Origin of the sequence: Fundidesulfovibrio putealis DSM 16056, assembly GCF_000429325.1 — a bacterium.
GTDB lineage: Bacteria > Desulfobacterota > Desulfovibrionia > Desulfovibrionales > Desulfovibrionaceae > Fundidesulfovibrio > Fundidesulfovibrio putealis.
This window is the reverse complement of record NZ_KE386885.1, coordinates 646,781-673,334: the sequence shown is the minus strand read 5'-3', so window position 1 is coordinate 673,334 and position 26,554 is coordinate 646,781. Positions and strand designations below refer to the sequence as shown.

Below are 26,554 nucleotides of genomic sequence, written 5' to 3'. Positions count from 1 at the left end.
CTCAGCGGCGGCAGGCGTCGGCCAGATAGGCCCTTGCAAAGGCAGGGTCGCCCGCAATCTCGGCGAAGTGCAGGTGCAGCGGCTTGAGCACGCTCTCGTGGAGCGTCCGGGCCAGGGAGAGCCGCTCGGCGTTGCCCTCGGCCAACCGTTCGTCCAGGAAAGCCGAAAACGTTGCGGCGCGGTGTCTGGCCCTGTGTTTCTCGTCCACCAGCCTCTTTCCTGCGCGGCCCATGGTTTCGGCCTCCTGCGGGTGGTCCAGCAGCCAGCGGGCCTTGGCCGCGCAGTCCGCCGCGTCGCCCGGCGCGTAGGTCAGAAGATGCACCCCGTCCTCGAACAGGTCCAGAAGCCCGTTGCCGGTGCGCGGCGTGAGCAGCGGCTTGCCCATGGCCAGGGCCTCGAACACCCGGTAGTTCAGGTCGCCCCGCTCCGCCACGTTGAGGATCACCTTCCCCTTGGGGAAAAGCTCCAGGAAATCCCCCTGCCGGACTTCCAGCCCGGGCAGTTCGCGCGAAAGCTCTCCCAGAAACGCGACGCGCCCCGGCGTGGTCTCCGGGTCCACCGCCCCCACGAACAAAACGTCCCATTCCGGCTCAGCCGGGGTCCAGGGCATGTTCTCCGGGTTCAGGGCGTAGGCCGGGGTCCACAGAAGCCGCTCCGGACCAAGGCGTCCCTGGACGTAGTTCGGCAGGTCATCCTTCAGGGCCACCAGGCAGGCGTCGAAGGCCTGGGCATACAGGGGATGCCAGGCGTGTATGTGGCTGTCCACGCTGAAGAACACGGTCAGGCAGGGGAAGTTTTCCAGGCCCAGGAACGGCGGGGGGTGGCTCCGGTCGCCAAGAACCAGCACCTGGGGAGCCTCCCCGCACACGGACAGGACGTTCTCCCAGGTGAACAGGCGCGGCTTGTGGTGGGAATGCACCAGCAGACGCCGCCCCAGGGCGCGCAGCGATCCGGCGAAGTATTCGCGACCGAACCAGGCGATCAGGCCGCCAGGATGCTCGAGATTCCGGGTGGACTCACCGGGACCGGGCACAAGCTACTCCCTGGCGGCCAGCCAGCCGCCCAGGGAGGACATGGCCAGCGCCATGAGCAGCATGGCCCCAGCCTCCTCCAGCGGGAGAGGCCCGAGCCTGATCCACAGGGGCGGCTCGTACAGAACGCCTGAAAGGGCCAGTTGCAGCGTGTACAGCGCCCCCAGGCCCAGAAGCGCTCCAATCAGGCCGGTGAAGCCCGCGCTCACGGCCCAGGGCAGGCGCACGAACCACTCCTGCGCGCCCACGAGGCGCATGATCTCCACCTCGGCCCGGCGGCCCTCCAGGCACAGCCGCGCCGCCAGATAGGCCACCATGGCGATGGCCAGGGACAGCGACACGGACAACGGCACCAGCGCCTGCATGGACAGCGAGCGCAGCGCCGTGGCCACGTCCAGCTGCATGGGGTTTATGCGCACCTTGTCCACGCCGGGCAGGGCTTTGAGGCGCTCCAGGAATATCCGGGCCGGGCGGGCGTCCTCGCTGACCACCCGCAGGGAGGCCAGGGCCGTGGCGGGCATGGGGCTTGCGCCCATCCAGGAGAAGTCCATGCCGTCGCCCATGGAACGCTTCAGGCTCTCCAGGGCCTGGTCCGGGGTGAAGGCCACGAACTCGTCCACGCCGGAGATGGAGCGGATGGCGTCCCACTGCTGGCGCACCTGGGCCATGTCCGTGCCGGGTTTCCAGTAGATCTGGAACTGGGCGTGCCCCTGGTGCTTGCGCAGGTGCGAATCCAGGTTGGAGAGGAACAGACCGAAGGCTCCGGCCAGAAAGCAGGTGAGCGCCAGGGCCAGGGCGGCCATGGCGTGCAGGCCGGGGCTCCTGGCCAACTGGATGAAGGCGCGGGCGAAGGCGCGCCCCAGCATGGTCATGATTGACCGTCCCTGGGGGGCTTCATGGAGAACTCGAACATTTCGCCGTTTCCTGCCTCGCGCCTCAGTTCATCAGCATCGCGCGCCGAGTCCGGGTACCCTTCGGCAGGAGCCTCCTCGCCGCCGGAGAGCAGGAACCCCGCCTCCAGGCTCAGCACCCGCGCCTGGGGCGTGGTGCGAACGATCTCCTGGTTGTGGGTGGCCATGAGGATGGTCACGCCGTGGGCGTGGAACTCCTTGAACACCTCCATCAAACGCTGGGCCATGTCCCAGTCCAGGTTGCCGGTGGGCTCGTCGGCCAGGATGACCTTGGGTCCTCCGGCCATGGCCCTGGCGATGGCCACGCGCTGCTGCTCGCCCCCGGAGAGGCTCTGGCACTCCAGCCGGGCCATGCGGGTCAGGTGCAGGGAGGCCAGCACCGAGTCCACCCGGCGCTTGATCTGGTCCCAGGAGAGGCCGCTGACCTCCAGGGGCAGGCGCACGTTCTCCTCCACGGTGCGGTCCATGAGGATCTTGAAGTCCTGGAAGACCACGGCCACGTCGCGGCGCAGATAGGGCAGCTGGCTCTTTCGGATGCCCGCCAGGTCATACCCCGCGATGGACGCCTTGCCGCGTTGGAGCGCGACGTCGCCGTGCAGCAGGCGCAGCAGCGTGGTCTTGCCCGCGCCGGAGTGCCCGGTCAGGAAGGCGAACTCGCCCTTGCGCACGCGAAAGCTCACGGCGCGAAGGGCGAGGTGGTCGCCGAAGGCGTGGGTCAGGTGGACGGCCGATATCATCGGGTCCCCTGGATCAGCCGCACTTGGTGAAGCCGCAGGCCTTGCACACGTAGCAGCCTTCCTCGAACACCAGTTCCTGGGCGCATTCGGGGCAGGTGGGCGCGTTCAGGGACTGGAAGTCCTCGGCCAGCACCTTGCCCTGAAGGTAGCGGTGCTCCAGCACCCAGGACACGGCGTCCGGCACGGAGAGCAGGAGGCCCTTCTTCTGGAACACAGGGTTCTCGCCGCCTATTCCCTTCAGCTGCCCAACCACGTCGGCCACGTCCACGCCGGAGCGCAGCGCCAAAGACACCAGGCGTCCGATGGCCTCGGCCTTGGCCGTGATGGAGCGGCCGGACTTGCCGATGGTGGCGAACACCTCGAAGGGCTTGCCGTCCACCTCGTTCACGGTGAGGTACAGGTCGCCGTAGCCGGTCTTCACCTTCTGGGTGAAGCCGTAGCAGACGTCGGGGCGGTGGCGCACCTTGGTCTCGGCGCGCTCGTCGGGCTTGTCGGCCTTGGTCCCGTCGCCGGTGCACAGCACCTGCCCTGCCTTGCAGCCGTCGCGGTACACGGTGACGCCCTTGCAGCCCAGTTCGTAGGCCATCCAGTAGATGCGCCAGATGTCGTCCTGCACGGCGGAGTTGGGCAGGTTCACGGTCTTGGACACGGCGTTGTCGGTGTATTTCTGGAAGGCGGCCTGCATCTTGAGGTGCCAGACCGGCTCGATGTCCATGGCGGTCACGTAGACGCGGCGGATGTCCTCGGGGATGTAGGTGATGTGCGCGATGGACCCCTTGGCGGCCACCTCCTCCATGAGCTTGGGCGAGTGGCACTGGGCGGCCTTCACGGCGGCCTCGAAGTAGGGGTTTGATTCCACCAGCTTCTCGCCGTCCATGACGTGGCGCGCGAACGACAGGGCGAACAGCGGCTCCACGCCCGAGGAGCACCCGGCCAGAATGGACAGCGTGCCCGTGGGGGCGATGGTGGTGGTGGTGGCGTTGCGGAACGGCCCCTGCTTGCGCTTGGCGAAGGTGGAGCCCTCGAAGTTGGGGAAAGGCCCGCGCTCGTCGGCCAGGATCTTGGACGCGGCCTTGGACTCGGTCTGGATGAAGTCCATCACCTTTTCGGCCAGGCGCAGCCCCTCCTGGGAATCGTAGGGGATGTCCAATTGGTAGAGGAGGTCGGCGAAGCCCATGACGCCAAGGCCGATCTTGCGGTTGGAGCGCACCATGTCCGTGATGCGGTCCAGCGGATAGACCGAGGCGTCGATGACGTTGTCCAGGAAGCGCACGGCCACATGCACCACGCGCCTGAGCTCGTCCCAGTCCACGCCCTCATGGGTGTCCGTGGCCAGGAGCGCCAGGTTTATCGAGCCCAGGTTGCAGGCCTCGTAGGGCAGCAGGGGCTGCTCGCCGCAAGGATTTGTGGACTCGATCTCGCCCAGGGCCGGGGTGGGGTTGTCGCGGTTGATGCGGTCCAGGAAAATGATGCCCGGATCGCCGGACTCCCAGGCCTTCTGCACCAGGATGGAGAACACCTCGCGCGCCTTGAGCTGGCCTTTGACCTCCCGGGTGTGGGGGGCGATCAGGTCGTAGGGCTCGTCGGCCTCCACGGCCTGCATGAAGGCTTCGGTCAGGGCCACGGAGATGTTGAAGTTGTTCAGGTCGCCCTCGCGCTCCTTGCAGCGGATGAACTCCAGGATGTCCGGATGGTCCACGCGCAGGATGCCCATGTTGGCGCCCCGGCGCGTGCCGCCCTGCTTCACCTGCTCGGTGGCGGTGTTGAAGATGCGCATGAAGGACACCGGGCCGGATGCCACGCCGCCGGTGGAGCCCACACGGGCGCTGGCCGGGCGCAGGCGGGAGAAGGAGAAGCCGGTGCCGCCGCCGGACTTGTGGATGAGCGCGGCGTGCTTCACCGCGTCGAAAATCTCGTCCATGGAGTCGCCCACGGGGATGACGAAGCAGGCGGCCAGCTGTCCCAGGTCCGTGCCCGCGTTCATGAGCGTGGGGGAGTTGGGCAGGAACTTGAAAGAGATCATCATGTCGTAGAAGGTCCGCGCCAGCTCTTCGACAGTGCAGGAAGACTTCGCGTAATTCACTTCCTGGGCGGCGATGGCCTGGGCCACGCGCCAGAACAGCTCCTGTTCGGTCTCCATGGGTTCGCCCTCGGGGCCTTTGCGCAGGTAGCGCTTGGAAAGCACGAGCTTGGCGTTCTGGTTGAGCTGAGGCACGGGCAGGTCGGCAGGTATGGTCACGGCGGGCATGAGGTCTCCTTGGAGCGGGAAATCGGGCTTGAAATCGAAAGAAGCGGCCAAAAGGCCGCATCAAACGAACATACCCAAAAGCCTCGCGGAAATCCACACAGCAGAAGCGGGGATGGCCTTTTGAGAGACGAAGGCTGGGAAAATACCCTGGAATTGTAACCTGTTCAGTGTGCGTATTTTTTGCTGCGACAACTTCCCACTTCCGACCGCTTCCGAGCATCCCGACGACACATCCCCCTTGCCGCCCCGCCCCGTGGGGAGTAAGCGCCTTCAGCGCGGCGCAGGCCCGGACACGGACAGGCCCGCTCACCAAGGGGGAAGTATGATTGGTCCGTATGTGAACGGGGCGACGGTGGTCGCGGGGAGCCTGGCCGGGGCCTTCCTGGGCTCGCGCATGAGCCGCAACCTGCGCGAGCGCATGCCCATGGTCTTTGGGTGCGCCTCGCTCGGGCTGGGGATGGCCATGGTGGTCAAGGTCCAGTCCCTGCCGCCCATGGTGCTGGCCCTGGTGCTGGGTTCCATCTTCGGGGAGCTGGTCCACCTGGAGACCGGAATCCAAAAGCTGGCCACCAAGGCCCGCGCGCTGATCGAGAAATTCGCCAAGCCCTCCGGCGACCTGAGCCACGACGAATTCCTGGAGAAGTTCGTGGCCATCATGGTGCTCTTCTGCGTGAGCGGCACCGGCATCTTCGGGGCCATGAGCGAGGGCATGACCGGCGACCCGACGCTTCTCATCGTGAAGGCCATCCTGGACCTCTTCACCTCGGCCATCTTCGCGGCGACGCTCGGCTACACGGTGGTCACGCTGGTGGTGCCGCAGTTCATCATCCAGACCTCGCTCTTTTTCGGGGCCGCGCTCATCATGCCGCTGACCACCCCGACCATGGTCGCCGACTTCTCGGCCTGCGGAGGACTCATCATGCTGGCCACGGGCTTTCGCATCTGCGGCATCAAGCAGTTCCCGGTGGCCAACATGATCCCGTCGCTGTTCATGGTGATGCCCCTCTCCGCCCTGTGGAGCCGCTTGCTGGGGTAGCTCCCGACATACCCGACGAAAACGCGCCGCGAAGCCCGACAGGCATCGCGGCGCTTTTGAATTTCGGATCGCGCGGTTTGCTGAAGAGCCTCAGCCCGCCACGTCCACGTTGGCCGGAGGCAGCCCCATGCCCGGCTGCATGCGCAGGCCCGTCCAGGCGGTCTCGTAGCCGCCCATCGCCTCGACCTTGGCCTTGAAGGCGTCGCTGGCGATCACCTGAAGCAGGGCTTTCACGCGCGGCTCCTCTAGGCTGGACTCTTCCATCACCAGATCGTAGCGCTCGCGGGCCAGGGGCACGAAATCCAGCTTCAGGGCCGCAGCCGCCGCATACACCCCCAGGCCGCAGTCCGCGCCGCCGTTCTGCACGTTGGCCGCCACGCCCATGTGGGTCATCTCCTCCTGGGTGTAGCCGTGCACGTAGGAGGGGTCGATCCCGGCAAGGGAGAGATGATAGTCCAGCAGGATGCGCGTGCCCGCCCCTCGCTGGCGGTTCACGAACACCACGTCCGGGCGCGACAGGCTGTTGACGTCCTGGATGGCCTTGGGGTTGCCGGGGGGCACGATGAACCCCTGGTGGCGGATGGCCAGGTTGATGACCGCCAGCTTCCTGCCGGGAAGATGCTTTTCCAAGAACGAAAAGTTGAAATCGCCGGTGGCCGTGTCCAGCAGGTGCGTCCCGGCCATGAGCGCCGCGCCCTGCCCCAGCGCCGTGAGCCCGCCCAGGCTGCCCACGTGGCTGGAGGCCAGCCGCAGGGGGGGGTCCAGACGCATGAGTTCGTCCGCCAGCAGGTCCAGGGTGATGTCGTGGCTGCCCACCACCACCATGGTGCGCTCAAGATCCTCCGGGGAGACCAGCAGTTCGGCCTCCACCACCTCGCCGCGCGCGATGCCCTCCTTGTCCGGGGCGATCCTGGCCACGGCCTGCGCCTTGGTGAGCGTGGTGATGAGCCCGGCCCCGCGTGACAGCGGCAGGGCTGTGTAGCCCGTGCCCACGCGCCCCACGGCCAGGCGCAGAAATTCCGTGAGCCCCGGCCTGGAGGGGGCGTCCTTGGCCAGGGTGACCATGACCGTCTGCCGCTTTGCCGGTTCGCAGCGGGTGAGCCACGCGGCCAGCGGAGCCAGAAGCTCCTCGAAGCAGACCACCGCCGACACCGGGTAGCCGGGCGCGCCCACCAGGAGCTTGCCCTGGGCCACGCCCAAAAGCGAGGGCTTGCCGGGCATGGCCTGGATGCCGTGCACCACCACCTCGCCGAAGCGCTCCATCACGGCGCGGGTGAAATCCTTGCTGCCAGCCGACGACCCGGCCAGGATGGCCACGATGTGCGCCTTGGAGTTGAGCGCCTCCTCCACCGCGCGCGACAGGCTCTCCATGTTGTCGGGCACCGGGGGGTAGCGCCGTGCGTCCAGGCCCCAGCCCTGGGCCAGGGCGCAGAGCATGACCGAGTTGGACTCCACCACCTGTCCGGGACCGGGCTCGGGGTGGGTGGTGTAGTCCAGCACCTCGTCGCCCGTGGGGATGACCGCCATGCGCACCCGCTCGTAGACCTCCACCTCCCACACGCCGCAGGAGAGCAGCGCGCCCAGGTCGTAGGCCGTGAGCTTTCTCCTGCGCGGCAGCACCAGCTCCGTGGCCACGATGTCCTCGCCGATGCGGCGCACATGGGTCCAGGGAGCCACGGAAGACTCCAGGCTGGCCGAGCCGTCCTCGCCGAACACCACGTGCTCGATCATCACCACGGCGTCCATGCCCTTGGGCAGGGGCTGGCCGGTGTTGACCATGCCGAAATCGGTTTCGGGCATCAGCGTGACGGGGTTGCCTTCCCGGGCTGCGTAGGTGGACTCTGCCTTGACGGCGATGCCGTCCATGGCCGCGCAGTGGTAGGTGGGGGAGCTCAGCCGGGCCATGACGGGCCTTGCGGTGATGCGCCCCAGGGCTTCCTCCACGGGCACGGACTCCACGCCCACGAGATTTTCGCGCTCCAGCGCGCCCTTGACCAGGGCCAGGGCGTCCGGGATGGGAATGGTGCGCAGGTAGATATTTCGCTTCACGTTCATAGCAGCGTCACCTGAATTGTGCTGCCGGCCTCCAGGCCTTCGAGGCCGGCCGGGATACGGATGAGGCCCTGGGCCTGAACCAGGGTTTTCAGCAAACCGGACTTGCCGAGCACCGGGACGGCCTTGGCAGAACCGCCTCCGTTTGTTTCCAGGCGAACGCGCACGAAATCCTCGCGCCCCTGGCGCGAGGCCACGTTGCGTGAGAGCACGGCCTGGATTTCGGGGCGCGGCCTGCAAAACGCCTGGGCGTCGCCCGCGAGGTGGGAGAGAAAAGGACAACCGAACACGAACATGACCACCTGGGCCGAGGCGGTCTGGCCCGGCAGGCCCCAGATGGCCTTGTTGCCGGAGCGCGCCAGGATGGTGGGCTTGCCCGGGCTCACGGTCAACCCGTGGGCCAGCACGGTGGTGTCCGGCAGATGGGACAGGGCCTCGATGGTCAGATCGCGCACGCCGACCGAGCTTCCGCCCGACAAAAAGACCACATCGGCCTTGCTGAGAGCCAGCGTGAGCGCCTCGGCGATGGCCTCCACCCGGTCCGGCACGATGCCCATGCACAAGGGAACCGCCCCGGACTGCACGCACATGGCGGCCAGGGCCGGGGCGTTGGCGTCGCGGATCTGGCCGGGGCGCGGCTTGCCGGAGACCGGCACCAGCTCGTCCCCGGTGGACAGGATGGCCACCACGGGCCGCCTGCGCACCGGCACGGAGCCCACGCCAAGCGCCGCCAGAAGTCCGGTCTCGGCAGGCCGGATGAGCGTCCCGGCGGACAGCACGGCCTGCCCGGCGGCGGCGTCCTCGCGGGCCTGCATCATGTTCTCGCCGGGGGCCACGGCCTTCCTGATCTCGATGGTGTCCGCGCCCAGATCCTGGGTCTGCTCCACCATGACCACGGCGTCCGCACCGGGCGGCAGGCTCGAACCGGTGACCACGCGCACGCAGCAGCCGGGACGAAGCGTCTCGGCGGACACGGCGGTGATGTCCAGATCGCCAGCCAGGTCAAGGTAGCCGGGGTTGGTCTCGGTGGCGCCGTAGCAGTCGGCGGCGCGCACGGCGAAGCCGTCCATGCTGGAGCGGGCGAACACCGGCAGGTCCTCAGGGGAGAGCAGGTCATGGGCCAGGTAACGCCCAAGCGCCGCCTCCAGCGGGACGGTCTCTGCCTCAAGCGGGGGAAAGCCCGCCAGGAGTTCACGGAAAGCGTCGGACGAAATGAGATCGAGAAAGCCCTTTTCCACGCGTCATCCCCCGATGGAGGTCATGGACTTGGCGCACACGCCGCGCCTGCCCCGCTCGGCCAGAAGTTTGTGCCCCATGGGCTTTCGCGCCAACGCGCGCCTGAGCACCTCCAGCACCTTGCCGTCGCTGGACTTCTCCGAGCGCAAAAGCGGGCGCAGCCGGTACTCGGTGTCGGAGTACAGGCAGGGGCGCAGCCTGCCGTCACAGGTCAGGCGCAGGCGGTTGCAGGTCAGGCAGTAGTGGCCGGACAGCCCGGAGATCACCCCCAGGCGGCCCTGGCCGCCCGCGATCTGCCACATGCGGGCCGGGCCGTGCCCCTCGTCGCCGTAAACCACCGGGGAGAGCTCGGCCAGTTGTCCGGCGCGCTCCAGGATGTCCGAGGCGGGCCAGTACAGGGTGTCGTCCCACAGGGTGTCGCCGCCGATGGGCATGAACTCGATGAAGCGCATGTCCAGGGGGTGGGTGCGGGCCAGTTCCAGGAAGGCGGGCAGCTCGTGGTCGTTCAGGCCCTTGAGGGCCACGGCGTTCACCTTGACGCGGATTCCGGCCTCCAGGCACTCGTCGATGGAGCTGCGCGCCTGATGGAACAGGTCCGCCCCGGTGATGCGGTGGAAGGTCTCGGGGTCGAGCGAATCGAGCGAAATGTTGACGGCCTTGAGCCCAAGGCCCGCAAGCGTTTTAGCCTGCCCGGCCAGCAGCGTGCCGTTGGTGGTCAGGCGCACGTCCATGCCCGGCGCAGCCTTCATCACCTCGTCCAGGAAGCGGTGGAAGCCCCGGCGCGCCAGGGGCTCGCCCCCGGTGAGGCGGATCTTGCTGAGCCCCAGGGGAACGGCCAGCTTTATTATCCGCAGGTACTCCTCGTAGGAGAGGATGTCGGAGTGCTCGATGGCCTTGAAATCCTGCACCGGGCGGCAATACATGCAGCGCAGGTTGCAGCGGTCGGTGACGCTCACCCGCAGATAGTTGACAACGCGTCCGAAGCTGTCGGCCAGCCGGGGCGAATCCAGGCGGGAAGAAAGTGCAGTGCGCGATTCCATGGAGTCATGTTATGCCAAAAACACCATCAAGGAAAGGGGATCAACCTCCCTCGACCATTGGCACAAGCTCGATCACGCAGCCATTTTTCAAGGGTGTCAGCGGGTTTGCCGGACCGCCATCCAGGATGGCCACCACGTCCGGGTCAGGCGCGAGGCCCAGCCGTTGGTAGACGTCCGCCAGGACCGCCCCCTCCGGGAAGTCCATGTGCGGGGGATCGGGCTGCAACCGCGACAGCGAAGCCAGACAACGAACCGTGACTATCATGCGTTCCTCCGGGTCCGGCCTCCTGGACCGATTGCGTTTTCCGGCATATCCGGCCGGTCCTGTGGCTTGACAGGCCCGGGCCAGCATGTCTAAATCCTTTTCCATGAGCAAGAACCTTGCCCGCGACTTTTCCCAGTATTATTATTCCTACGCCGTCCGCAATCGCGGGACGTGGCCGGGCATATCGTAGGAACACAACACGAAGCGCCTTTCCACGGGGCCGCGAACGAAGACGTTCGCGGCCCCTTTTTCATGCCGGGAGCGGGCTTCCACCCCCGGGAAACGGATGCAGGAGAACACCATGCACATCGGCAAAACCATCCGCATCGAACGCATCTTCAACCGCGACACGGGCCGGGCCATCATCGTCCCCCTGGACCACGGCGTCACCGTAGGCCCCATCGCGGGCCTGACCGACATGCGAGACACGGTCACCCGCATCGTGGAAGGCGGGGCCAACGCCGTGCTCATGCACAAGGGCGTGGTCCCCTGCGGACACCGGGCGCGCGGGCGCGACATCGGGCTTATCGTACACTTGTCGGCATCCACCGTGCTTTCGCCCTTCCCCGGCGCCAAGACCCTGGTCTGCGACGTGGAAGAGGCCGTGTACCTGGGCGCGGACGCCGTGAGCCTGCACCTGAACCTGGGCGACGACTCCGAGCGCGACATGCTGGCCGACGCAGGCCGCATCACCCGCGACGCCGCCCGCCTGGGCATCCCGGTGCTGGCCATGGTCTACGGGCGCGGCCCCAAGATCACGGACGAATTCGCCCCGGACGTGGTGGCGCACTGCGCGCGCGTGGGCATGGAGCTGGGCGCGGACGTGGTGAAGGTGCCCTACACGGGCGACCCGGAGTCGTTCGCGTCCGTGGTGGCCGGGGCGCGCATCCCCGTGGTGATCGCGGGCGGCCCCAAGACCGCCACCACCAGGGACTTTTTGCGCATGGTGTTCGACTCGGTGCAGGCCGGGGGCTCCGGCCTTTCGGTCGGGCGCAACATCTTCCAGCACAAGGACCCCACGCGGCTTCTGCAGGCGCTGGGCAAGATCGTGCACGACGGCTGGGAAGTGGACGAGGCCATGAAGGGCCTGGAAGGGCTGGGCGAATAGAACGCCAACAGCACTCCCCTTAATAACGAAGGGCGCGCGCCGGATGTCCGGCGCGCGCCCTTTATCGTTCGAGAATCTCTCGCGCTACTGCACGTTGATCTTCAGTTTGTCGCCCGGCTTCAGGTGCACGGACTTGTCCAGGTTGTTCCAGCTCAAAAGAGCCACCGGGTCCACCTTGAACTTGCGGGCGATGCTCCAGACCGTCTCGCCGTTCTCCACCTTGTACTGCACGGGGCCGCTGGGCTTGTGCGCGTCCTTTGCGGGAGCTGGTGCGGGCGAGGGCTGGTTCTTGGCGGCAGCGACCTGGACGGGCGCGCCCTTGGCATCCTTGGCCGGTGATGCGGCAGCCTGGGCGGGGGCGGCTTTGGGGTCCTTGGACGATGCAGGAGCCTGCGCGACCGGCTGAGGCGCGGGCTGCTGGCTCTTGGCCAGGGCGGCCAGCTTCTCGGCCTGGGCCTGATTCTTGGCCGGGGCTTCGGGCTGCTTGGCCGCTGCGGTCTGGGCCGCAACAGGGGCGGAGGCCACCTCGCCCGGAATCTTCAGCTTCATCCCGGCCTTGAGGTCCTTCTCCGAGCTTATGCCGTTGGCGGCCATCAGGGTCTTCACGTCCACCTTGTTGGCGGCGGCCACGGCGGCCAGGGTGAGCCCCTTCTTGACCTCCACGGTTTTGGCCTCGGCCACGGCCACGCCGGACTTGGGCTGCACGGGCGGACAGGCGGCCCCTGCGGCAACGGCCTTGCCGGGAATGGTGATGGACTTGCCCGCAGCCAGCTGCTTTTCGGATTTCAGGCTGTTGGCCTTGAGGATGTCCGTCTGGGACACGCCGTACTGCTTGGCCAGGGCGGCCAGGCTCTCGCCCTTCTTGAGCTTGTGGACCTGAGACTTGGCCACCTCAGCGCGTCCGGCGGGCCTGTCGTCCAGGTCGGCCAGCGCGGAGTCCTGGGCGGAGCTGTCCAGGGGCACGTACACGGTCTGGCCGGGGGTCACGGCGTCGCCAACGGTGGGGTTCATCTGGCGAAGCGCCGCGATGGGCACTCCGGTGCGCTTAGAAATGTTCCACCAGGAGTCGGTCCCGGCGGTGGTGTAGGAGCGGATGCCCCGGTTGGCCACGCAGGTGGGGTTGGCAAGATAGGCCAGGGCCAGCTCCTTCTTGGTGACCGGCACATAGACCTGGCTTGCGCGGTCCGGCGGGCTCACCTGGCGGCGGAAACCGGAGTTGTACTTGTGGAACTCGTCCCAGCTCATGGAGCAGGCCTCGGCCAGGGCGGCAAGGTCGGTGCCGCCGGGGACGGGCACCTCTTCAAGCACCTGCCCGGCGCTCCAGTTGACCGGCTTGAAGCCCAGGGCCTTCAGGTTCTTGAACACCTTGAGCACGGCCAGGAACTTGGGCACGTAGTGGCGGGTCTCCTGCTTGAGGAGGTTGGGATTCTTGGCGATGTCGAAAAAGTTGGTATGGCCGGACTGGCTGATGACGCGGCTCATCTTGCCTTCGCCGCAGTTGTAGGCGGCCAGGGCCAGGTTCCAGTCGCCGAACATGTTGTAGAGCTCGCCCAGGTATTTGGCGGCGGCGATGGTGGCCAGATAGGGGTTTCTGCGCTCGTCCTCCCACCAGTCGACGGAGAGGCCGAAACGGCGGCCAGTGGCGGGCATGAACTGCCACATGCCGCCCGCGCCCACCGGCGAGTAGGCCATGGTGTTGTAACCGGACTCGATGAAGGGCAGCGCGATGATGTCGGGGGGCAGCTTGTGGGTGGCCAGCACGGCGCGGATGTAGGGCAGGTGCGGCGCGGCGCGCTCCAGCCAGCGTTCCATGGTCTCGCGGCGCTCCTGGGTGAAGTAGGTCAGGAAGGCCTGGACCTCTTCGGTCTCCGCAACGTCCAGGTTGAAGGGGATGTCGGTCTTGGAGGCCAGGGCCTCCTTCTCCTGCAGGGTCAGGGGCCTGGGGCGTTTTATCTTGAGGAAATCGTCGGAGAGCTCGGGATCGAGGTTGGGCTTCATGTCCTGGTTGTCGGAGACCTGCTTCTTGGCGCACGCGCCAGAAAAGGCCAGACAAAAGACGAGAAGGAGTTTCAGAAACAGTCGCGGCGATACGGGCATGTGTCCTCCGGGACTGGCAAGCCGCTGGAAGGAGGAGGGAGAGGGCGCGGCCGTGTTCCGGTCTGGATTGATTGTGCTTATTCTTCGATGGTTGGCCAGTTACCCACTAAAAGCAAAAAGAGCAAGCGAGTTCCCGCATGAAACTCTTGTAATATTGCCATTCTCTGCTACTCTGCGGCCACGGGATGGTGTTTCATCTGTCCCGAACATGCAGAATGTACCGTAGGAAGGATCATGGACAACGTCGTCATGGGCCGCAAACCGGTCCTGGAACTGGTCGGACGCGACCCCGGAAGCATCGAGCACGTGGTGTTGCGACAGGGCCTGAAGGGCCAGGACATCAAGGAACTGATCGACGCCTGCAAGGCGTCTGGCATCCGTTTCCGCTTCCTGCCCGATGATTCGCTGGAGCGCAGCGTGCCCGGCTGCCGCCAGGGCGTGGCCGCCTTCGTGGCCGCGAAATCGTTCGTGGAACTGGACGAGCTTCTGGACAACGCACGCCGCGCTCCCCTGCCCGTGATCCTGGCCCTGGACCAGGTGCAGGACCCCGGCAACGTGGGGAGCCTTGCCCGGACGCTGCTTGCGCTTGGCGGCGGCGGGCTGATCGTGCCCAAGCATCACGGCGCTCGCCTGGGCGGCGCAGCCTCGAAAAGCTCCGCTGGAGCGCTTGAGCGGTTGCCGGTGCGCCTGTGCACCAACCTCTCGCGCGAGCTGGAAGCCTGCTACGACGCCGGGTTCACCATCTACAAGGCCGAGGCCGGACCCAAGGGCGGGGACGTGTTCAAGGCCGATTTCAATTTCCCGCTGGTGCTGGTGCTCGGCGGTGAGGAAAAGGGCGTGCGGCCCGGCGTGGCCAAGCGCTGCGAGGGGAGCCTGTTCATTCCCATGCCGGGAGGGTTCGAGTCGCTGAACGTGGCCCAGGCCGGGGCCGTGGTGCTGGGACAGATGGCCCGGCAGGCCTTTTCAGGAAAAAAGTAGCGCCAATTCGCAGTGGGGAAAGCCTCCGGCGGCCAAAGGGCTGCGCCCTTTGGAATCCCTTATTATCCCATCCTGTCACCCACAGGAGCGGGGCGTTACGCGAAGCGGATGCATGGTGCAGGGGGATCATCCCCCTGCCGGGTCCAGGGCAGAGCCCTGGTGAGGTCCGGAGCGGAACTCCACCGCCCCTTCAGCGCGGTGCAGGCGTCTCCAGCAGATCGTCCCCCACTGTCCACCGCCCGGCCCAGGGCGGCGGGCAGGCGAACACGTCCTCGCCTATCGCCAGCCTCCAGGCGTGCAGCAGCATGGGCGGGGCGCCTCCCCCGTACTTGGCGTCGCCCACGATGGCGTGGCCGCGAAGACTGAGCTGCGCGCGGATCTGATGGGTGCGCCCGGTGAACAGCCGCACGGCCACAAGCGTGTGTTCCGCCTGAATCACCAGGGGCGTGGCCCTAAGCCTGGCCTCTTTGCCGTCGCCTCCAGAGGCGCGGACCATCTTCTCGCGTCCCTCGGGGCCGCACTTCTCCAGGCGGTCCAGCATCTCCACGGGCTCATTAAGCCCAGACAACTCCCAGCGCCCCCGCACCCAGCACAGGTACTCCTTGGCCGCGCCGCCGCCCTTGAACAGGGCGTGCGCCGAGGTCAGCGCCCGGTGCGTCCTGGCCACCAGCAGCACGCCGGAGGTGTCGCGGTCCAGTCGGTGGGCGATGGATGGCACGAAGGCCGACCCGGCAAACGCCAGCGCAAGCCGGGTCTGCACCGAGTCCGTCCAGCCGCTGCCCGGATGCACGGGCAGACCGACCGGTTTTGCGATCACCAGCCAGTCGTCCGTCCGGGCCAGCACCGGCAGGTCCAGGGGTGTGACGCTTTGTGCTGTTTGGGGAATCTCCGCGAAGGGGGGGAGGCGCACGGCCTGCCCGGCGTCCAGGCGGTCGAAGGGCTTGGCCCGCTTGCCGTCCACGCGCACCTGCCCGGTGCGTATCCAGCGCATGAGCACCGAGCCCGGCAGGTCTTTTCCCAGCACGCGCCCCAGGTACTGCACCAGCTTCTGCCCGGCCTCGGCTGGGGAGACGGTCAGTATCTTCGGGGAATTGGCGGGCGCGGTCACGGCGTGGGACGGTTCTGATGGCATTGGGGATTTGTGGTGCATGTCTGACAAAAACGGGGAGGCGTTGGCCTCCCCGTTCGCGTTCATTTATTGGGCGGGCTTTCCGGTCAGGTCCGCCGGGGGCGCGGGCGGCTTGGAGCCGGGCATGCCCAGGTCCTGGTACTGGGTCTTGGAGCCGGGGTCGCGCACCAGATTGGGATTCTGGCCGTCGGGGGCGTCGGACAGCTCGTCCTTCTGCGCGCCGCGTCCCATCACGCGCAGGATGTTCTCGCCCTTGTAGACCATCAGGTTGCCCAGCACGTCTTTGACCTTGCGGGCGTCCATCTCCAGGAACACGAAGGCGTTGCCGGACTCGTCCCAGCCCCAGCCCCGGTTGGGGGAGCCGATGCCGGGGTTGGGGATGTAGGCCCCGAACACGGCGGCGCAGACCTTGGAGCGGTTGGAGTCCTTGGTCAGGATGAAGTTCTCGGCGGTGCTGCGAGACAGGATCTTCTCGCCCACCAGCAGCGTGGCCATCTCGTCATAGGCGTTGATCTGGGCGGCGCGAAGCGCGCGCAACGCCGGGCGCGAGGTCTCGGTCATGGTGCCGAAGCCGAAGCCTTCCACGCGCACGTCCTTGAAGCTGATCCGCTCGCCGAGCACGTTGACCACGTCTTTCAGCTCGATGTGGCCGAAGCACAGAGCCACGTCCTTCTCGCGGTCGTAGATCATCTTGTCGACCTTGATGCCCTTGATCACGGCGGCGGCCTTGGTGTCGGCCTGGTACTTGGCGTCCTCGGTGAGGCCGAACTCGGTTTCGCTCTTGACCTTGAAGCCGATGACCGCCTCCACCAGGTTCCTCTTGAGGTCCTGCTGGGCCATCCGCTCGCTCATGAGCTGCTTGTTGCCCTGGGCCTGGGCGCTTGCCGCGAACACGGTCAGCAGCAGGGCCAGGGTCACGGTGGTGATAGCGCGCATGAAACTCGTCCTCCGATGGTTAGAATCCGAAAAACTCACGGGTGCGGTCCCAGAAACCCTTCTCCGGCTCCGGCGCCGCTGGCGCGGCCAGTTCCTGAACCGGGGCCGGTGCGGCCTTCAGCGCGGGCTGGACCGGAACCTCCAGGGACGCGAGCGTCAGCCCCGGCACCGGGCGCGGCGCGAAGGCCTCGTCCAGCGTCCCGGCCTGCCCGGCCGTGGCGCACATCAGAAGAGCTGCCAGCACGGCGGGGGTAAATTTATGATATTTCGTCATTTCCAGTCTCCATGGCCTTCCTGATGAATATAAAGCAACTTCCAGGCCATCTTATTGCGCGGGCTTGCCGATGACCTCCTGGCCCTGGGGCTTGGGCTGCCCGATGGGCACGTCCAGGGGCTGATACTGCGTCTTGGGCGCGCCGGGGCGGATCATCGACGGCCCGCCGTCGGGCGTCTGGGGCGAAAGCTCGTCCTTCTGCGCGCCGCGTCCTAGCACTTCCAGGATGTTCTCGCCGCCAGTGTACACGATCAGGTTGCCCATGATGTCGCGGGCCTTTCTCACGTCCAGGGCCAGGCGCACGAAGCCGTTGCCGGTCTCGTCCCAGCCCCAGCCGCGATTGGCCGAGTTGACGTCGGGGTTTGGCACGTAGGCGCCGAAGATGGCCGCGCAGACCTTGGAGCGGTTGGAGTCCTTGGTCAAGATGAAATTCTCCGCGCCGGAGCGGCTGAGGATCTTCTCGCCAACCAGGAGCGCAGCCATCTCGTCGTAGGCGTTCAGCATGGCGGCTCGAAGAGCGCGAAGCGGCGGCCTGGAGGTCTCGGTCATGGAGCCGAAGCCGAAGCCCTGCACCACCACGTTCTTGAACTCCACGCGCTCGCCCACGATGTTGCGCACGCGGCCAAGCTCAATGTGCCCGATGCACAGGGCCACGTCCTTGTCGCGGTCGTAGATCATCTTGTCCACCTTGATGCCCTTGATGAGGGCGGCGGCCTTGGTGTCCACGCGGTACTGGGCGTCCTCGGTGAGGCCGAACTCGGACTCGCTCTTGACCTTGAAGCCGATGACCGATTCCACGATCTGGCGCTTCATGTCCTGGCGGGCCATCTTTTCGCTCATAAGCTGGCGGTTGCCCTGGGCATGGGCGCACAGGGCGGTCACCAACACGGAAAGCAGCACGGATACGGCTATTGCGGCATGGCGGGATCGGGGCATGGTCTGCTCCTCGTGCGCCCGGAAATCAGGGTCTGGCCTGTTCCTGGGGTTTTCCACCGACAATGGTAATTGTCTCGCGCATGGTTCCGCCCCCGATGGGGATGGCCGCTTCCACGGCCTGGGTCTGGCCGTTTGGCGTGCGCGCTCCGAAGATGGGATCGTTCTTGGTCTGCGGGAAAGCGCCCCCCTGGGACTGGCCCTGGCCCTTGGGCCGCTCGGTGATGGTCATGGATTCGATCTTCACCGTGACCTTGCCGGGATTTTTGGGGTCGGGCTTCACGCGCGCGTCAAAGGTCACGGTGCCGTCCTTGGGGATGAGCCCCTTGCGGCGCAGGTCCTCGTAGACCTGGTCGCGTAGGGCCTGCTTCTTGCGCACCCAGTCATCCATCAGGGCCTTGTTGCCACCCTGCGCCTTGGCCGGAGGCAGCGGGACCCTGGCGGTGCCGGAGGTCTGCGCAGTGGCGGCCCCTGCCTGGGTGAGAACGGCGGCCAGGGCCAGAGCCCCGGCCGCCAGGAGGATGCGTCTCATTTTAGAAGTCGCTGGGGTCGATGGCCTTGCCGCCGCCACGGAACTTCTTCTCGTAGATCACCGGCGGGGCCTTGGTGCCGCCGCCCTTGCCGCAGGTGCGCTTGGCGTTTTCGAACTCGGTCTTCAGGGGCAGGTAGGTGGAATCAACCACCAGACCCTTCTGGAACACTTCCAGGGCCTCGGGGCAGCGGCCTTCCATCACGTAGATCTTGCCCAGGCAGTAGTACACCTGGGGGTTGATGGAGTTCAGGTTGCGCGCGGCCTCAAGATGGCGCTTGGCCTCGGTGAAGTCCGAGATGTTGTAGGAGAGGATGCCCAGCGACTCGCGGGCCTGAACGTGGTTGGGGTTCAGGTTCAGGGTGGCGATGAAGGCCCGCTTGGACTTGTCGATCATGTTGAGCTTCCAGGCGGACAGGCCCACGTAGTAGTTGGCGTCCACGAAGCTGGGGCTCTTGGACACGGCCATCTCGAACTCGGAGAGGGCCATGGTGTAGTTTTCCTGGTTGAAGTAGCGCATGCCGGAGTCGAAGAACTCCTGGGCCGTGGGTTCCATCGGGGGGGCTTTCTTGGCGCAGCCGGCGGCCAGAGCCAGACACAGACAGACGAGGATGAGTGAAGTAGCGCGGCGCATGTGTGTTGCCTCCGGTTATTTCATTGCGTCGATTTTCTGCACGGACTTCTGCACAAGCCGCTGGACCATGGTGTCCAGACTGGTGCCGGTGGTCTTCTTCTCGGTGTAGCCGAGCGCGCCGCCGCCCTTGGAGTTGATCTCCATCTTGTCCTCGAAGTAGTCGGTGGCCTTCTGCTCGCCGGTGTTGGCGTCGAGCACCTTGAAGCGCATGCCGATGATCCACACGCCGCTGGCCTCCTCGGACTTGACCGAGGCCACGGCCGCGCCGCTGGCCGCGCCAGCGCCCCAGCTGTCCGTGGCGGTGCCCACCGCCGCGCCGGTGATGATGCCCAGGTACGTGCCGTCGAACTTCTTCTCAACCTGGGCCACCTGCTCGGCCTTGATGATGTCGAAGCGGATGAGCCAGTTGGTGGCCTGCATCTTGCCTTTCTTGAACTTCTTGAGGGTCTGGGCGTCGCCCAGGTTGGCGGCCACCTCGATCTCCTGGAGCATGGAGCCCAGATCCTGGCGCTCGAGCACCTGGAAGTTGGCCTTGCCCAGTTCGATCTCCGCGAAATCAGCGATGTTGTTCGGCCCGTATTTCTGGGCGAAGGTGGCGTTCTGCGACTTCACCGCGCCTGGAATCACCACCACCTGGGGGCCGGGTTTGGACGCGTTGGCGTACTCCACCGGTTGGTACATGGCGGCGTCCGCCTCCTTGTTGGCCTGCTGCGAAGCAGACTGGCAACCCGCAGCCAGCAGGGCGGCCAGCAATACGAAAAGCATCCCCGTGTGTCTCATGACCATGCCTCTCCTCCTCCCTTTACCCTCGTTGGGGGACGCCGGGAGATGTCTCGTACATCTCCCACCTGCCCGGAGGCCCCATTTTCAACCCCAAATAAAACACCTCATTTTGGTATAAAATGACAAATTTCAGGACTTACGGCTAGAAATTTTTCACCGCGTCCAGAGCCTTGTCGGACTTCAGCAGGCCCTGCTCGCCCACGCGCTTGGCCGCGTCCGGGGCCACCTCGGAGACCTTCTTCAGGGTCTCCTCGGTCTTCACCACTTCGCGGATGCGCTCGGGCGAGGCAGTGGCCAGACTGGCCGGGACCCGGCCCTGGAACTTTGCCATGAAGTCCTCTGCCTTCAGGCGTGAGCGGAAGGCCACCCGCACGGTGTTGCCGTGGGACGATTCCAGGGTGAAGGCCTCCTCGCCGAACTTGGCGTTCAGCGGCCCAAGGATGCCCGTGTTCAAAAGCTGGTTGAAGTTTGCGCGCGTGCCCACGAACTCCACCTCGTAGAGCGAAAGGCCGGAGCGGTCGAAATCACGGAAGTCGATGTTCAGCACGGGGCGCAGCCCGATGAACTCCTTCTTGAGCAGCTGCCCGGCGTCATAGCTGGGCAGGCCCAGCACCTGGAGCTGGTAGGTCTTGGCCGGGGCCTGGAGGTGCTCCTCGAAGAACTCCTTGGAGAACTCCGCGCCGATCATGCGCCCGATCTCCTCGATGGCCTGGTCCTCGTCGGCCCAGCTCTGCTTCTTGGGGATCTGGTTGTTGTAGTAGATCTCCTCGCCGGTGTGGTTGTCCACGCACTTCACGCTCCAGGAGGTGAGCACGTACTTCTTCACCTCCAGCCCCGAAGCCTGGAGCTTGGCAGAGACGGTCTTGAACTTGGCTTCGCCGACGACGGCGAAATCTGCGGCCTTCACCTGGGAGGCGGAGATGGTGGCCTCGGTCTGCCCGGCCAGCTGGCTGGTTTCCATGAGCTCGGTCTTGAGCCTTGTGGACTGCTCCTCGCTCCACACCCGGTAGCCGAAGCTCTTGATGCGCTCCTTGAGGATGTTCTCGGCAATGGCCGAGCGCTCGGGCTTGATGTCCGCGCCGCGCTCTGCGTCGCGGATGTTGATGACCACGGAGATGCGGGGGTTGCCCAGGTCCTTGAGCAGGCTCACGCGCTCCATGCGGCCCATCTCGGTCAGGGCGGACTTCACGTCGCCCACGTAGACCTCGGCGGTCATGAGCATGTGTGCGAAGCCGTCCTCGCCCACCCAGGGGGGGCTCTCCTTGATGACGCGCTTGATGAGGCCCTGGGCGCGAGAGAGCACCTTGTCGTGGATCAGGGTGTAGTTCTGCATGAGCGTCGAGGTCTCCACGTAGGAGCCCACGGCCTTCTCCAGGATCTGGCGCTTGGCGTCGGCGCGCAGGTCGTCCACCAGGAGGCCCTTGTCGCGCTTGTAGGTGTCGGCGTTGGGGTCGGCCAGACCCTCGGCCGTGACCACCATGGTTTTCGATTCGGCGGCCTGGACGGCCTGGGCGCAGGCGAGGAGCGCCAGGAGGAGAAGCAGAGGACGCAAGGTCTTCATGGGAATGATCCTTATGCTGACGTTTGGCCGGAAATGCCGCGGGGCTATTTGCCCCGTGCGCAGAAATCGGAATAGAGCCGCGCCACCAGGGAGTCGGCCTCGTCCTCCAGCACGGACATGGCCGCGCCGATGACGTCGGACCCCGCCCAGGACTGGCCCGTGGCCCGCACCTGGGAGATCACCCGGCCCGAACCGTCGGAGAGGGTCAGGTTGATGTCCACGGTGACCTCGTTGGCGCGCACCATCTTGTTGGCCCCGGAACGCGCGGAGATGATGCCTTTCAGGAAGAAGGACGCACCCAGCTTCTTCGATGCGGCCAGGGCGGCGTCGGGGTCGTTGTTCAGGATGGCCTCGGCCTCGGCCCTGGCCACGCGGGCGTTGATCTCGCCCTGGGTGATGGTGGACAGCCCCACGCCCTGGAGGCGCGAATTCAGCAGGTGGAACAGGTCGCCCTGGTTGGAGGCGTTCACGCTGGTGATGCCCTGGTGGCGCTCTGCGATCATCAGGGCGATTCGCTGCCCCTTGATCTTGGCGCGGCAGGGCTCGGAAAGCTGGGCGCGGGCCGTGGACGCCTTGGCCTGACGGGCCGAGGAGTCCTTCTGGGTCTCCTCGGTGAAGCTGAAGCCCCAGACGGTGGCGGGCAGGGCGAGAACAAACGCCAGAAAGAGAGCCGCAATGTTCATGTGTGCGTGTCCTTTGTCCCGGCTTTTCCTATGTTTTTATACTATTGCCTGCCCGGGGAGGTGTCAATTGGCCCCGCCGATGAAGCTGGACCGGGCGGGCGGGTCGAAGGGCGCGCGGGTAACCGGCGTCCTGCCGAAGGTCTGCTTCTCGTCGTCGGTCAGCGAGCGCACCGCTCCAGGCAGGTTGGGGCGCACCCAGGCCACCTGATCGGGCTTGTTCAGCACCAGCTTCTGCCCTTCGGCCTCGACGATCACTTCGCTCTGGGTCTTGGTCTCGCGCAGCGCGTGCAGCTCGGCCTCCACCTCTCCCGGAGCGGACGGCTTCACCTTTATCCAGTGGTCCGTGGTGGTGCCCCGGATGCCGATGACCGACAGCGGACTCTCGATCTTCAGGTTGTCCGGGTTCTGGGCCACTACCTTGCCGGTGATGAAACGGAACACTCCCTTGCCCATGGCGATGTTCTGGCGGGAGTTGTCCTTGTTGGCCTCGTCGAAGGCGAAGTCCTTGAGCGCCACCATGGACTGCGGCCCGATCTCCAGGGCGGAGCCGTCCGTGAAGGCCACGCGGGCCTTGTCCTTGTCCGTGGGCGTGGAGATCACGTCCTTGGCGAACACGGGCGCGCCCTTGGCCAGCTTGCGCGGGGCGTCCTGGCCGGACCTGGCCTCGGCCTGCCCCACCAGTTCGTCGATGGTTCCGGCGGGCTTGGGGGTGTCGGCCAGCGCCTGGACGGCGGCCCAGACCAAAATCATGAAAATTACGACATATCGTGCGGCTTTCATCAAACATCCTCCGAACTCAGCAGGTGCCTGATTTCCTCAAGCTCGCGCCGCACCAGGGTTTTCAACTCGTTCTGGCGTTTGTGCTCGGCAAGCTTTCGGCGTGCTCCTTCAAGAGTCATGCCTTCGGTGTGCATCAGGTGCTGGATGGATTTGAGCAGACGCAGGTGGTCCTCGGTGTAGAGACGCTGGCCTTTAGGGGTGCGGATCGGCTTGAGCGCGGGGAATTCCGTCTCCCAGAAACGCAGCACGAAGGGCTTGAGTCCCAAAAGAGCTGCGATCTGGCCTATTTTGTACGTCTTCTGTGGCTTGTCGTTTTTCACCAGAAGCCCTCGCCCGCCGCCCGGACTGGAGCCTGTCCAATGCCCAACTCGGCCAGGACGGTGAGGACTGTGTGAAGCTCGAAAGGCTTGGCGATGTAGCGGTCCACGGAGCCGGGGACCAAGCCCCCCGCGAGGCATTCCGCATAGGACACGCAGCTGACCAGGACGCACAGGGGAGCGGGCACCCCCTCCTCGGCGTACAGCTGGCGGATCCGGCGCACGGCCTCCAGGCCGTTCATGCCGGGCATCAGCACATCCATGAACAGGCAGGTGAAGGGCGTGCCCCGCTTCAGGGCGTCGCGGCAGCGCTCCACCGACTCGACGCCGGAAAAGGCGTGCCCCACGTCCCCCAGCCCCACCAGAACGTGGCGCAGGAAGGCGTGTGTGACATCGTCGTCATCGGTAATAAGAAAGCGAAGCATGGACGCGTGACTCCTGGCGTTTGAAAAACTGTAGCAACATGGGTTGGGGATGGCAATGACGCGATGATTGATGCGCGTGGCCTTTCAGGAACTTGCGGCGCGGGCATGCCAGCCCAAGGCATACGGCGGGCACTGCCCCGACAGGCTTCCGGAGCTGTATGGGCCCGGTGCGCACGCGTTTTGTCTTGATTCCAAACGCTTGGCCGATTACCACTCCTCATGCCTGTCGATTCGCCGCTGTTCCTGCTGGCCTTCCTGCCCGCGCTGCTGGCCCTGAACGCCATGACGCCCGCGAGCTTCCGCGCGCTCCTGCTGCTGGCGGCCAGCCTGCTCTTCTACGCCTTGAGCGACGTGTCGTCGCTGCCTGTGTTCACGGCGTCCATTGCCATGAACATGGTGCTTGGTCTGGGCATCGGGAGATCTTCCGGCGCGTCCCGGCGTGCGGCGCTGGCGATCGGCGTGGCCGCCAACCTTGGGCTTCTGGCCTGGTCGAAGTACTACCTCTTCGCCCTGGCCCAGCTGCCCCAGACTGCGGCTCCGGCACTGGAGATACTAAGGCCCCTGGCTCCCTCGGGCATGCCGCTTGGCGTCTCCTTCTTCACCTTCTCGGCCATCGCCTATCTGGTGGACATCGCCAGGGACAAGGCCGCGCCCGAGACCAACCCGGTCCGCTTCGGCCTGTTCATGGCCTTCTTCCCGAAGATCACCGCCGGTCCCATCGCCCGCATCCAGGACATGTTCCCCCAGAGCGCTTCCGGGCCGGGCCGTCCGTGTCTCGAGGACCTGCGGGAGGGCCTGTCCCGCCTGGGCGTGGGACTGGCCAAGAAGGTGCTGCTGGCCGGGTCCCTCGGCCCCATGGCTGACGCGGCCTTCGGGCTGCCCGCAGGCGAGCTGGACATGGGCACGGCCTGGCTGGGGCTTGTCTGCTATTCGCTCCAGCTCTATTTCGACTTCTCCGGCTACACGGACATGGCCGTAGGCCTTGGACGCATGTTCGGCTACCATCTGCCCGAGAACTTCAACTATCCCTACAGCGCCCAGTCCGTGCGCGAGTTCTGGCGGCGCTGGCACATGACGCTCTCCAGCTGGTTCCGCGACTACCTGTACATCCCGCTGGGCGGCGGACGCGTGGCCCCCTGGAAGGTGCAGCGCAACCTGCTGATCGTGTTCGCGCTGTGCGGCCTGTGGCACGGGGCAAGCTGGAGCTTCGTGATCTGGGGGCTGTGGCACGGGCTGTTCCTGGCCATGGAGCGCACGCGCGTGGGCCGCGTGCTGGACGCCCTGCCGCGACCGGCCCGCCACGCCTACGCCCTGCTGGCCGTGGGCCTTGGGTGGGTGTTCTTCCGCGCCGCCGACCTGACCTCGGCGCTTGCCTACATGCAGGCCCTGTTCAGCTTCCACTGGGAGGGCTTCGACTACACCTGGATGGTTCGGGTGAACCGCGCCACGCTGACCATGCTGGCCCTGGCGCTTATCGGCAGCGTCCCTGCCGTGCCCTGGCTGGCTTCGCGCCTGGACGCGGCAACGCTTGCGCTGCGTCCCGTTCTTGCGCGCCTGCTGCCTCCGGCGCTTTTGGCCGCCGCCCTGCTGCAACTGGCCGCAGGGACCCACTCACCTTTCATCTACGCGCAATTTTAAACGTCATGAAACGCGCCCTCGCCATCTTGTCCGTGACGCTCCTGCTGCTGCCCCTGGTGCTGCCGCAGGGGCTGGCGCTCCTTGGCGTGTCCGAGGGGCCGGGCGCGGTGGAGAACCGGCTCAAGACCCCGCTGCCGCCGCTCTCCCTGGCAGGAGAGAACTTCAAGGCATTCGCCAAGCAGCTCACCAGCGCCTACGGCGAGACCTTTCCCTTCCGCGACTCCATGATCCGCACGGCCAACATCATCAAGCTGGCCCTGTTCCGGGAGTCGCCCTCGTCAAGCGTGATCCTGGGCCGCGACGGCTGGCTGTTCTTCCCCAAGGAGATGGCCCTGGAGGACTGGCTGGGGCTTGGGCACTATCCGCCCGAGGAACTGGCCCGCATCGTGGCCCTGATGCGTGAGCGCCGCGACTGGCTGGCTGAGCGCGGCGCGGCCATGCTGGTGGTGATCGCCCCCAACAAGGCCAGCGTCTACGGCGACTTCCTGCCTGCGTCGCTGCACAAGCTCTCCCCCGGGACGCGCCTGGACCAGCTGGGCGATGCCCTGCGGCAGGCGGGCGTCCCGTTCCTTGATCTGCGCAAAGCCCTGGACGACGCCAAGGCCGTGCGCCGGGCCTACTGGAAGACCGACACCCACTGGAACGGCTGGGGCGCGTTCATGGGCAGCGCGGCCATCGTGGAGGCCCTGCGCCAGCGCTTCCCGGCCATGCCCCCGCTTCGCCCCCAGGACTACCGGGTGAGCGAATCCGACATCCCCGGCGGCGACCTGGCCGAGATGCTCCTGCTGGAAGCCACCATGCGAGAGCAGGCCCTGGACATGGTCCCCCTGGCCCCCAACCGCGCCAGACCCGCCGAGCCCAAAGGCTACAAGGACCCGGCCACGCTCAAGGGCCGGGACATGATCATCCGCGAAACCGGCGACCCAACGCTGCCCAAGGCGGTGGTGTTCCGCGATTCGTTCTCCTCGGCGGCCATCCCCTTCCTGGCGGAGCGATTCCAGCGGTCCGTGTTCCTGTGGGAGCACCGCTTCCAGCCCCACATCGTGGAGGCGGAAAAGCCCGACGTGGTGATCTTCGAGGCCGTGGAGCGCTACCAGCACGCCCTGTTCGCCGCGCCCTGAACCGTCCCCCACCGATTGTTCGCCACACGACCGTAAAGTGTTCCGAACCTTCTGCCGATTGAAGTTTCACAT

The 26,554-nt window shown here is 66.3% G+C and carries 26 protein-coding genes; 5 read left to right on the top strand and 21 right to left on the bottom strand.

The genetic code is table 11. The features are described from left to right. Position 1: 1 nt before the first annotated feature. From G453_RS25470 to G453_RS0119710, 4 genes are read right to left on the bottom strand one after another with little or no spacing between them, the layout of a single operon-like run. A complete protein-coding gene (locus tag G453_RS25470; RefSeq protein ID WP_156921026.1) occupies positions 2-1,033 on the bottom strand; it encodes a glycosyltransferase family protein in 1,032 nt (343 codons plus the stop codon). Positions 1,034-1,036: 3 nt separating this feature from the next. Continuing rightward, positions 1,037-1,903 (bottom strand): cell division protein FtsX, encoded by an 867-nt coding sequence (locus G453_RS25465; protein ID WP_051272663.1) that lies wholly within the window; start codon positions 1,901-1,903, stop codon positions 1,037-1,039. Continuing rightward, positions 1,900-2,679 carry a cell division ATP-binding protein FtsE gene (locus tag G453_RS25460; protein ID WP_084502597.1) on the bottom strand — a complete coding sequence of 260 codons (780 nt, stop codon included), beginning with the start codon at positions 2,677-2,679 and terminating at the stop codon, positions 1,900-1,902. Before G453_RS25460 ends, G453_RS25465 begins: the two co-directional genes overlap by 4 nt. A 13-nt stretch (positions 2,680-2,692) precedes the next feature. After that, positions 2,693-4,927: a vitamin B12-dependent ribonucleotide reductase gene (locus G453_RS0119710; RefSeq protein ID WP_027192409.1), complete on the bottom strand. Its 2,235-nt coding sequence runs from the start codon at positions 4,925-4,927 to the stop codon at positions 2,693-2,695. A 322-nt stretch (positions 4,928-5,249) separates the two neighbouring features. Between G453_RS0119710 and G453_RS0119705 the strand changes: the two genes are divergently transcribed. After that, on the top strand, positions 5,250-5,963 hold the full coding sequence (locus G453_RS0119705) for a DUF554 domain-containing protein (protein ID WP_027192408.1): 714 nt from the start codon (positions 5,250-5,252) through the stop codon (positions 5,961-5,963). Positions 5,964-6,053: 90 nt separating this feature from the next. On the opposite strand, the gene G453_RS0119700 is transcribed toward G453_RS0119705, so the two are convergent. Genes G453_RS0119700 through G453_RS25455 form a run of 4 tightly spaced genes read right to left on the bottom strand, consistent with a single transcriptional unit; the run spans position 6,054 to position 10,556 of the window. Further along, positions 6,054-8,012 carry a molybdopterin biosynthesis protein gene (locus G453_RS0119700; RefSeq protein WP_027192407.1) on the bottom strand — a complete coding sequence of 653 codons (1,959 nt, stop codon included), beginning with the start codon at positions 8,010-8,012 and terminating at the stop codon, positions 6,054-6,056. Positions 8,013-8,014: 2 nt separating this feature from the next. Continuing rightward, entirely contained in the window at positions 8,015-9,253 is a 1,239-nt protein-coding gene (locus G453_RS0119695; RefSeq protein WP_027192406.1) for a molybdopterin molybdotransferase MoeA, read from the bottom strand. A 3-nt stretch (positions 9,254-9,256) separates the two neighbouring features. Beyond that, entirely contained in the window at positions 9,257-10,291 is a 1,035-nt protein-coding gene (gene moaA / locus G453_RS0119690; protein WP_051272662.1) for a GTP 3',8-cyclase MoaA, read from the bottom strand. A 40-nt stretch (positions 10,292-10,331) separates the two neighbouring features. Next, the gene (locus tag G453_RS25455; RefSeq protein WP_043646489.1) at positions 10,332-10,556 is read right to left on the bottom strand and encodes a MoaD/ThiS family protein; all 225 of its coding nucleotides are present in this window, start codon (positions 10,554-10,556) and stop codon (positions 10,332-10,334) included. A 301-nt stretch (positions 10,557-10,857) separates the two neighbouring features. Between G453_RS25455 and G453_RS0119680 the strand changes: the two genes are divergently transcribed. Next, positions 10,858-11,664 carry a 2-amino-3,7-dideoxy-D-threo-hept-6-ulosonate synthase gene (locus tag G453_RS0119680; protein ID WP_027192404.1) on the top strand — a complete coding sequence of 269 codons (807 nt, stop codon included), beginning with the start codon at positions 10,858-10,860 and terminating at the stop codon, positions 11,662-11,664. 84 nt (positions 11,665-11,748) lie between these two features. On the opposite strand, the gene G453_RS0119675 is transcribed toward G453_RS0119680, so the two are convergent. Beyond that, positions 11,749-13,761 carry a LysM peptidoglycan-binding domain-containing protein gene (locus G453_RS0119675; RefSeq protein WP_043646486.1) on the bottom strand — a complete coding sequence of 671 codons (2,013 nt, stop codon included), beginning with the start codon at positions 13,759-13,761 and terminating at the stop codon, positions 11,749-11,751. Between the two features lie 234 nt (positions 13,762-13,995). Here G453_RS0119675 and G453_RS0119670 point away from each other — a divergent pair, with 234 nt between their 5' ends. After that, positions 13,996-14,739 (top strand): TrmH family RNA methyltransferase, encoded by a 744-nt coding sequence (locus G453_RS0119670; RefSeq protein ID WP_043646483.1) that lies wholly within the window; start codon positions 13,996-13,998, stop codon positions 14,737-14,739. A gap of 190 nt (positions 14,740-14,929) precedes the next feature. Here the strand turns inward: G453_RS0119670 and G453_RS25450 are convergent, their stop codons facing one another. The 12 genes from G453_RS25450 to G453_RS28940 all read right to left on the bottom strand — a co-directional run bounded on the left by G453_RS25450 (position 14,930) and on the right by G453_RS28940 (position 23,723). Then, the gene (locus tag G453_RS25450; protein WP_084502617.1) at positions 14,930-15,871 is read right to left on the bottom strand and encodes an RluA family pseudouridine synthase; all 942 of its coding nucleotides are present in this window, start codon (positions 15,869-15,871) and stop codon (positions 14,930-14,932) included. 63 nt (positions 15,872-15,934) lie between these two features. Then, on the bottom strand, positions 15,935-16,804 hold the full coding sequence (locus G453_RS25445; protein ID WP_051272660.1) for a hypothetical protein: 870 nt from the start codon (positions 16,802-16,804) through the stop codon (positions 15,935-15,937). Between the two features lie 19 nt (positions 16,805-16,823). Next, positions 16,824-17,078 carry a hypothetical protein gene (locus tag G453_RS0119655; RefSeq protein WP_027192401.1) on the bottom strand — a complete coding sequence of 85 codons (255 nt, stop codon included), beginning with the start codon at positions 17,076-17,078 and terminating at the stop codon, positions 16,824-16,826. 51 nt (positions 17,079-17,129) lie between these two features. Then, positions 17,130-18,014, bottom strand: a complete 885-nt coding sequence (locus tag G453_RS25440) for a hypothetical protein (protein WP_051272659.1) — start codon at positions 18,012-18,014, stop codon at positions 17,130-17,132. A gap of 25 nt (positions 18,015-18,039) precedes the next feature. Beyond that, on the bottom strand, positions 18,040-18,543 hold the full coding sequence (locus G453_RS0119645; RefSeq protein WP_027192400.1) for a hypothetical protein: 504 nt from the start codon (positions 18,541-18,543) through the stop codon (positions 18,040-18,042). Between the two features lies 1 nt (position 18,544). Further along, a complete protein-coding gene (locus G453_RS0119640; RefSeq protein WP_027192399.1) occupies positions 18,545-19,174 on the bottom strand; it encodes a tetratricopeptide repeat protein in 630 nt (209 codons plus the stop codon). Between the two features lie 15 nt (positions 19,175-19,189). Further along, complete coding sequence (locus tag G453_RS0119635) at positions 19,190-19,960, bottom strand: hypothetical protein (RefSeq protein ID WP_235731815.1); 771 nt, start codon at positions 19,958-19,960, stop codon at positions 19,190-19,192. Between the two features lie 139 nt (positions 19,961-20,099). Further along, on the bottom strand, positions 20,100-21,518 hold the full coding sequence (locus tag G453_RS0119630) for a hypothetical protein (RefSeq protein WP_027192397.1): 1,419 nt from the start codon (positions 21,516-21,518) through the stop codon (positions 20,100-20,102). 44 nt (positions 21,519-21,562) lie between these two features. Continuing rightward, positions 21,563-22,201: a hypothetical protein gene (locus G453_RS0119625; protein ID WP_027192396.1), complete on the bottom strand. Its 639-nt coding sequence runs from the start codon at positions 22,199-22,201 to the stop codon at positions 21,563-21,565. Between the two features lie 63 nt (positions 22,202-22,264). Further along, positions 22,265-22,981, bottom strand: coding sequence for a FecR family protein (locus G453_RS0119620; RefSeq protein WP_027192395.1), 717 nt, complete (start codon positions 22,979-22,981; stop codon positions 22,265-22,267). Next, on the bottom strand, positions 22,981-23,301 hold the full coding sequence (locus tag G453_RS0119615; protein ID WP_043646480.1) for a MerR family transcriptional regulator: 321 nt from the start codon (positions 23,299-23,301) through the stop codon (positions 22,981-22,983). The genes G453_RS0119620 and G453_RS0119615 overlap by 1 nt, the downstream gene beginning before the upstream one ends. Next, positions 23,298-23,723: a response regulator gene (locus G453_RS28940; protein WP_043646477.1), complete on the bottom strand. Its 426-nt coding sequence runs from the start codon at positions 23,721-23,723 to the stop codon at positions 23,298-23,300. The genes G453_RS0119615 and G453_RS28940 overlap by 4 nt, the downstream gene beginning before the upstream one ends. A 219-nt stretch (positions 23,724-23,942) precedes the next feature. Between G453_RS28940 and G453_RS0119610 the strand changes: the two genes are divergently transcribed. Together G453_RS0119610 and G453_RS0119605 are read left to right on the top strand one after the other, a co-directional pair. Next, complete coding sequence (locus G453_RS0119610) at positions 23,943-25,361, top strand: MBOAT family O-acyltransferase (RefSeq protein ID WP_027192393.1); 1,419 nt, start codon at positions 23,943-23,945, stop codon at positions 25,359-25,361. A 5-nt stretch (positions 25,362-25,366) separates the two neighbouring features. Beyond that, positions 25,367-26,482, top strand: a complete 1,116-nt coding sequence (locus G453_RS0119605; protein ID WP_027192392.1) for an alginate O-acetyltransferase AlgX-related protein — start codon at positions 25,367-25,369, stop codon at positions 26,480-26,482. Positions 26,483-26,554: the final 72 nt, after the last annotated feature.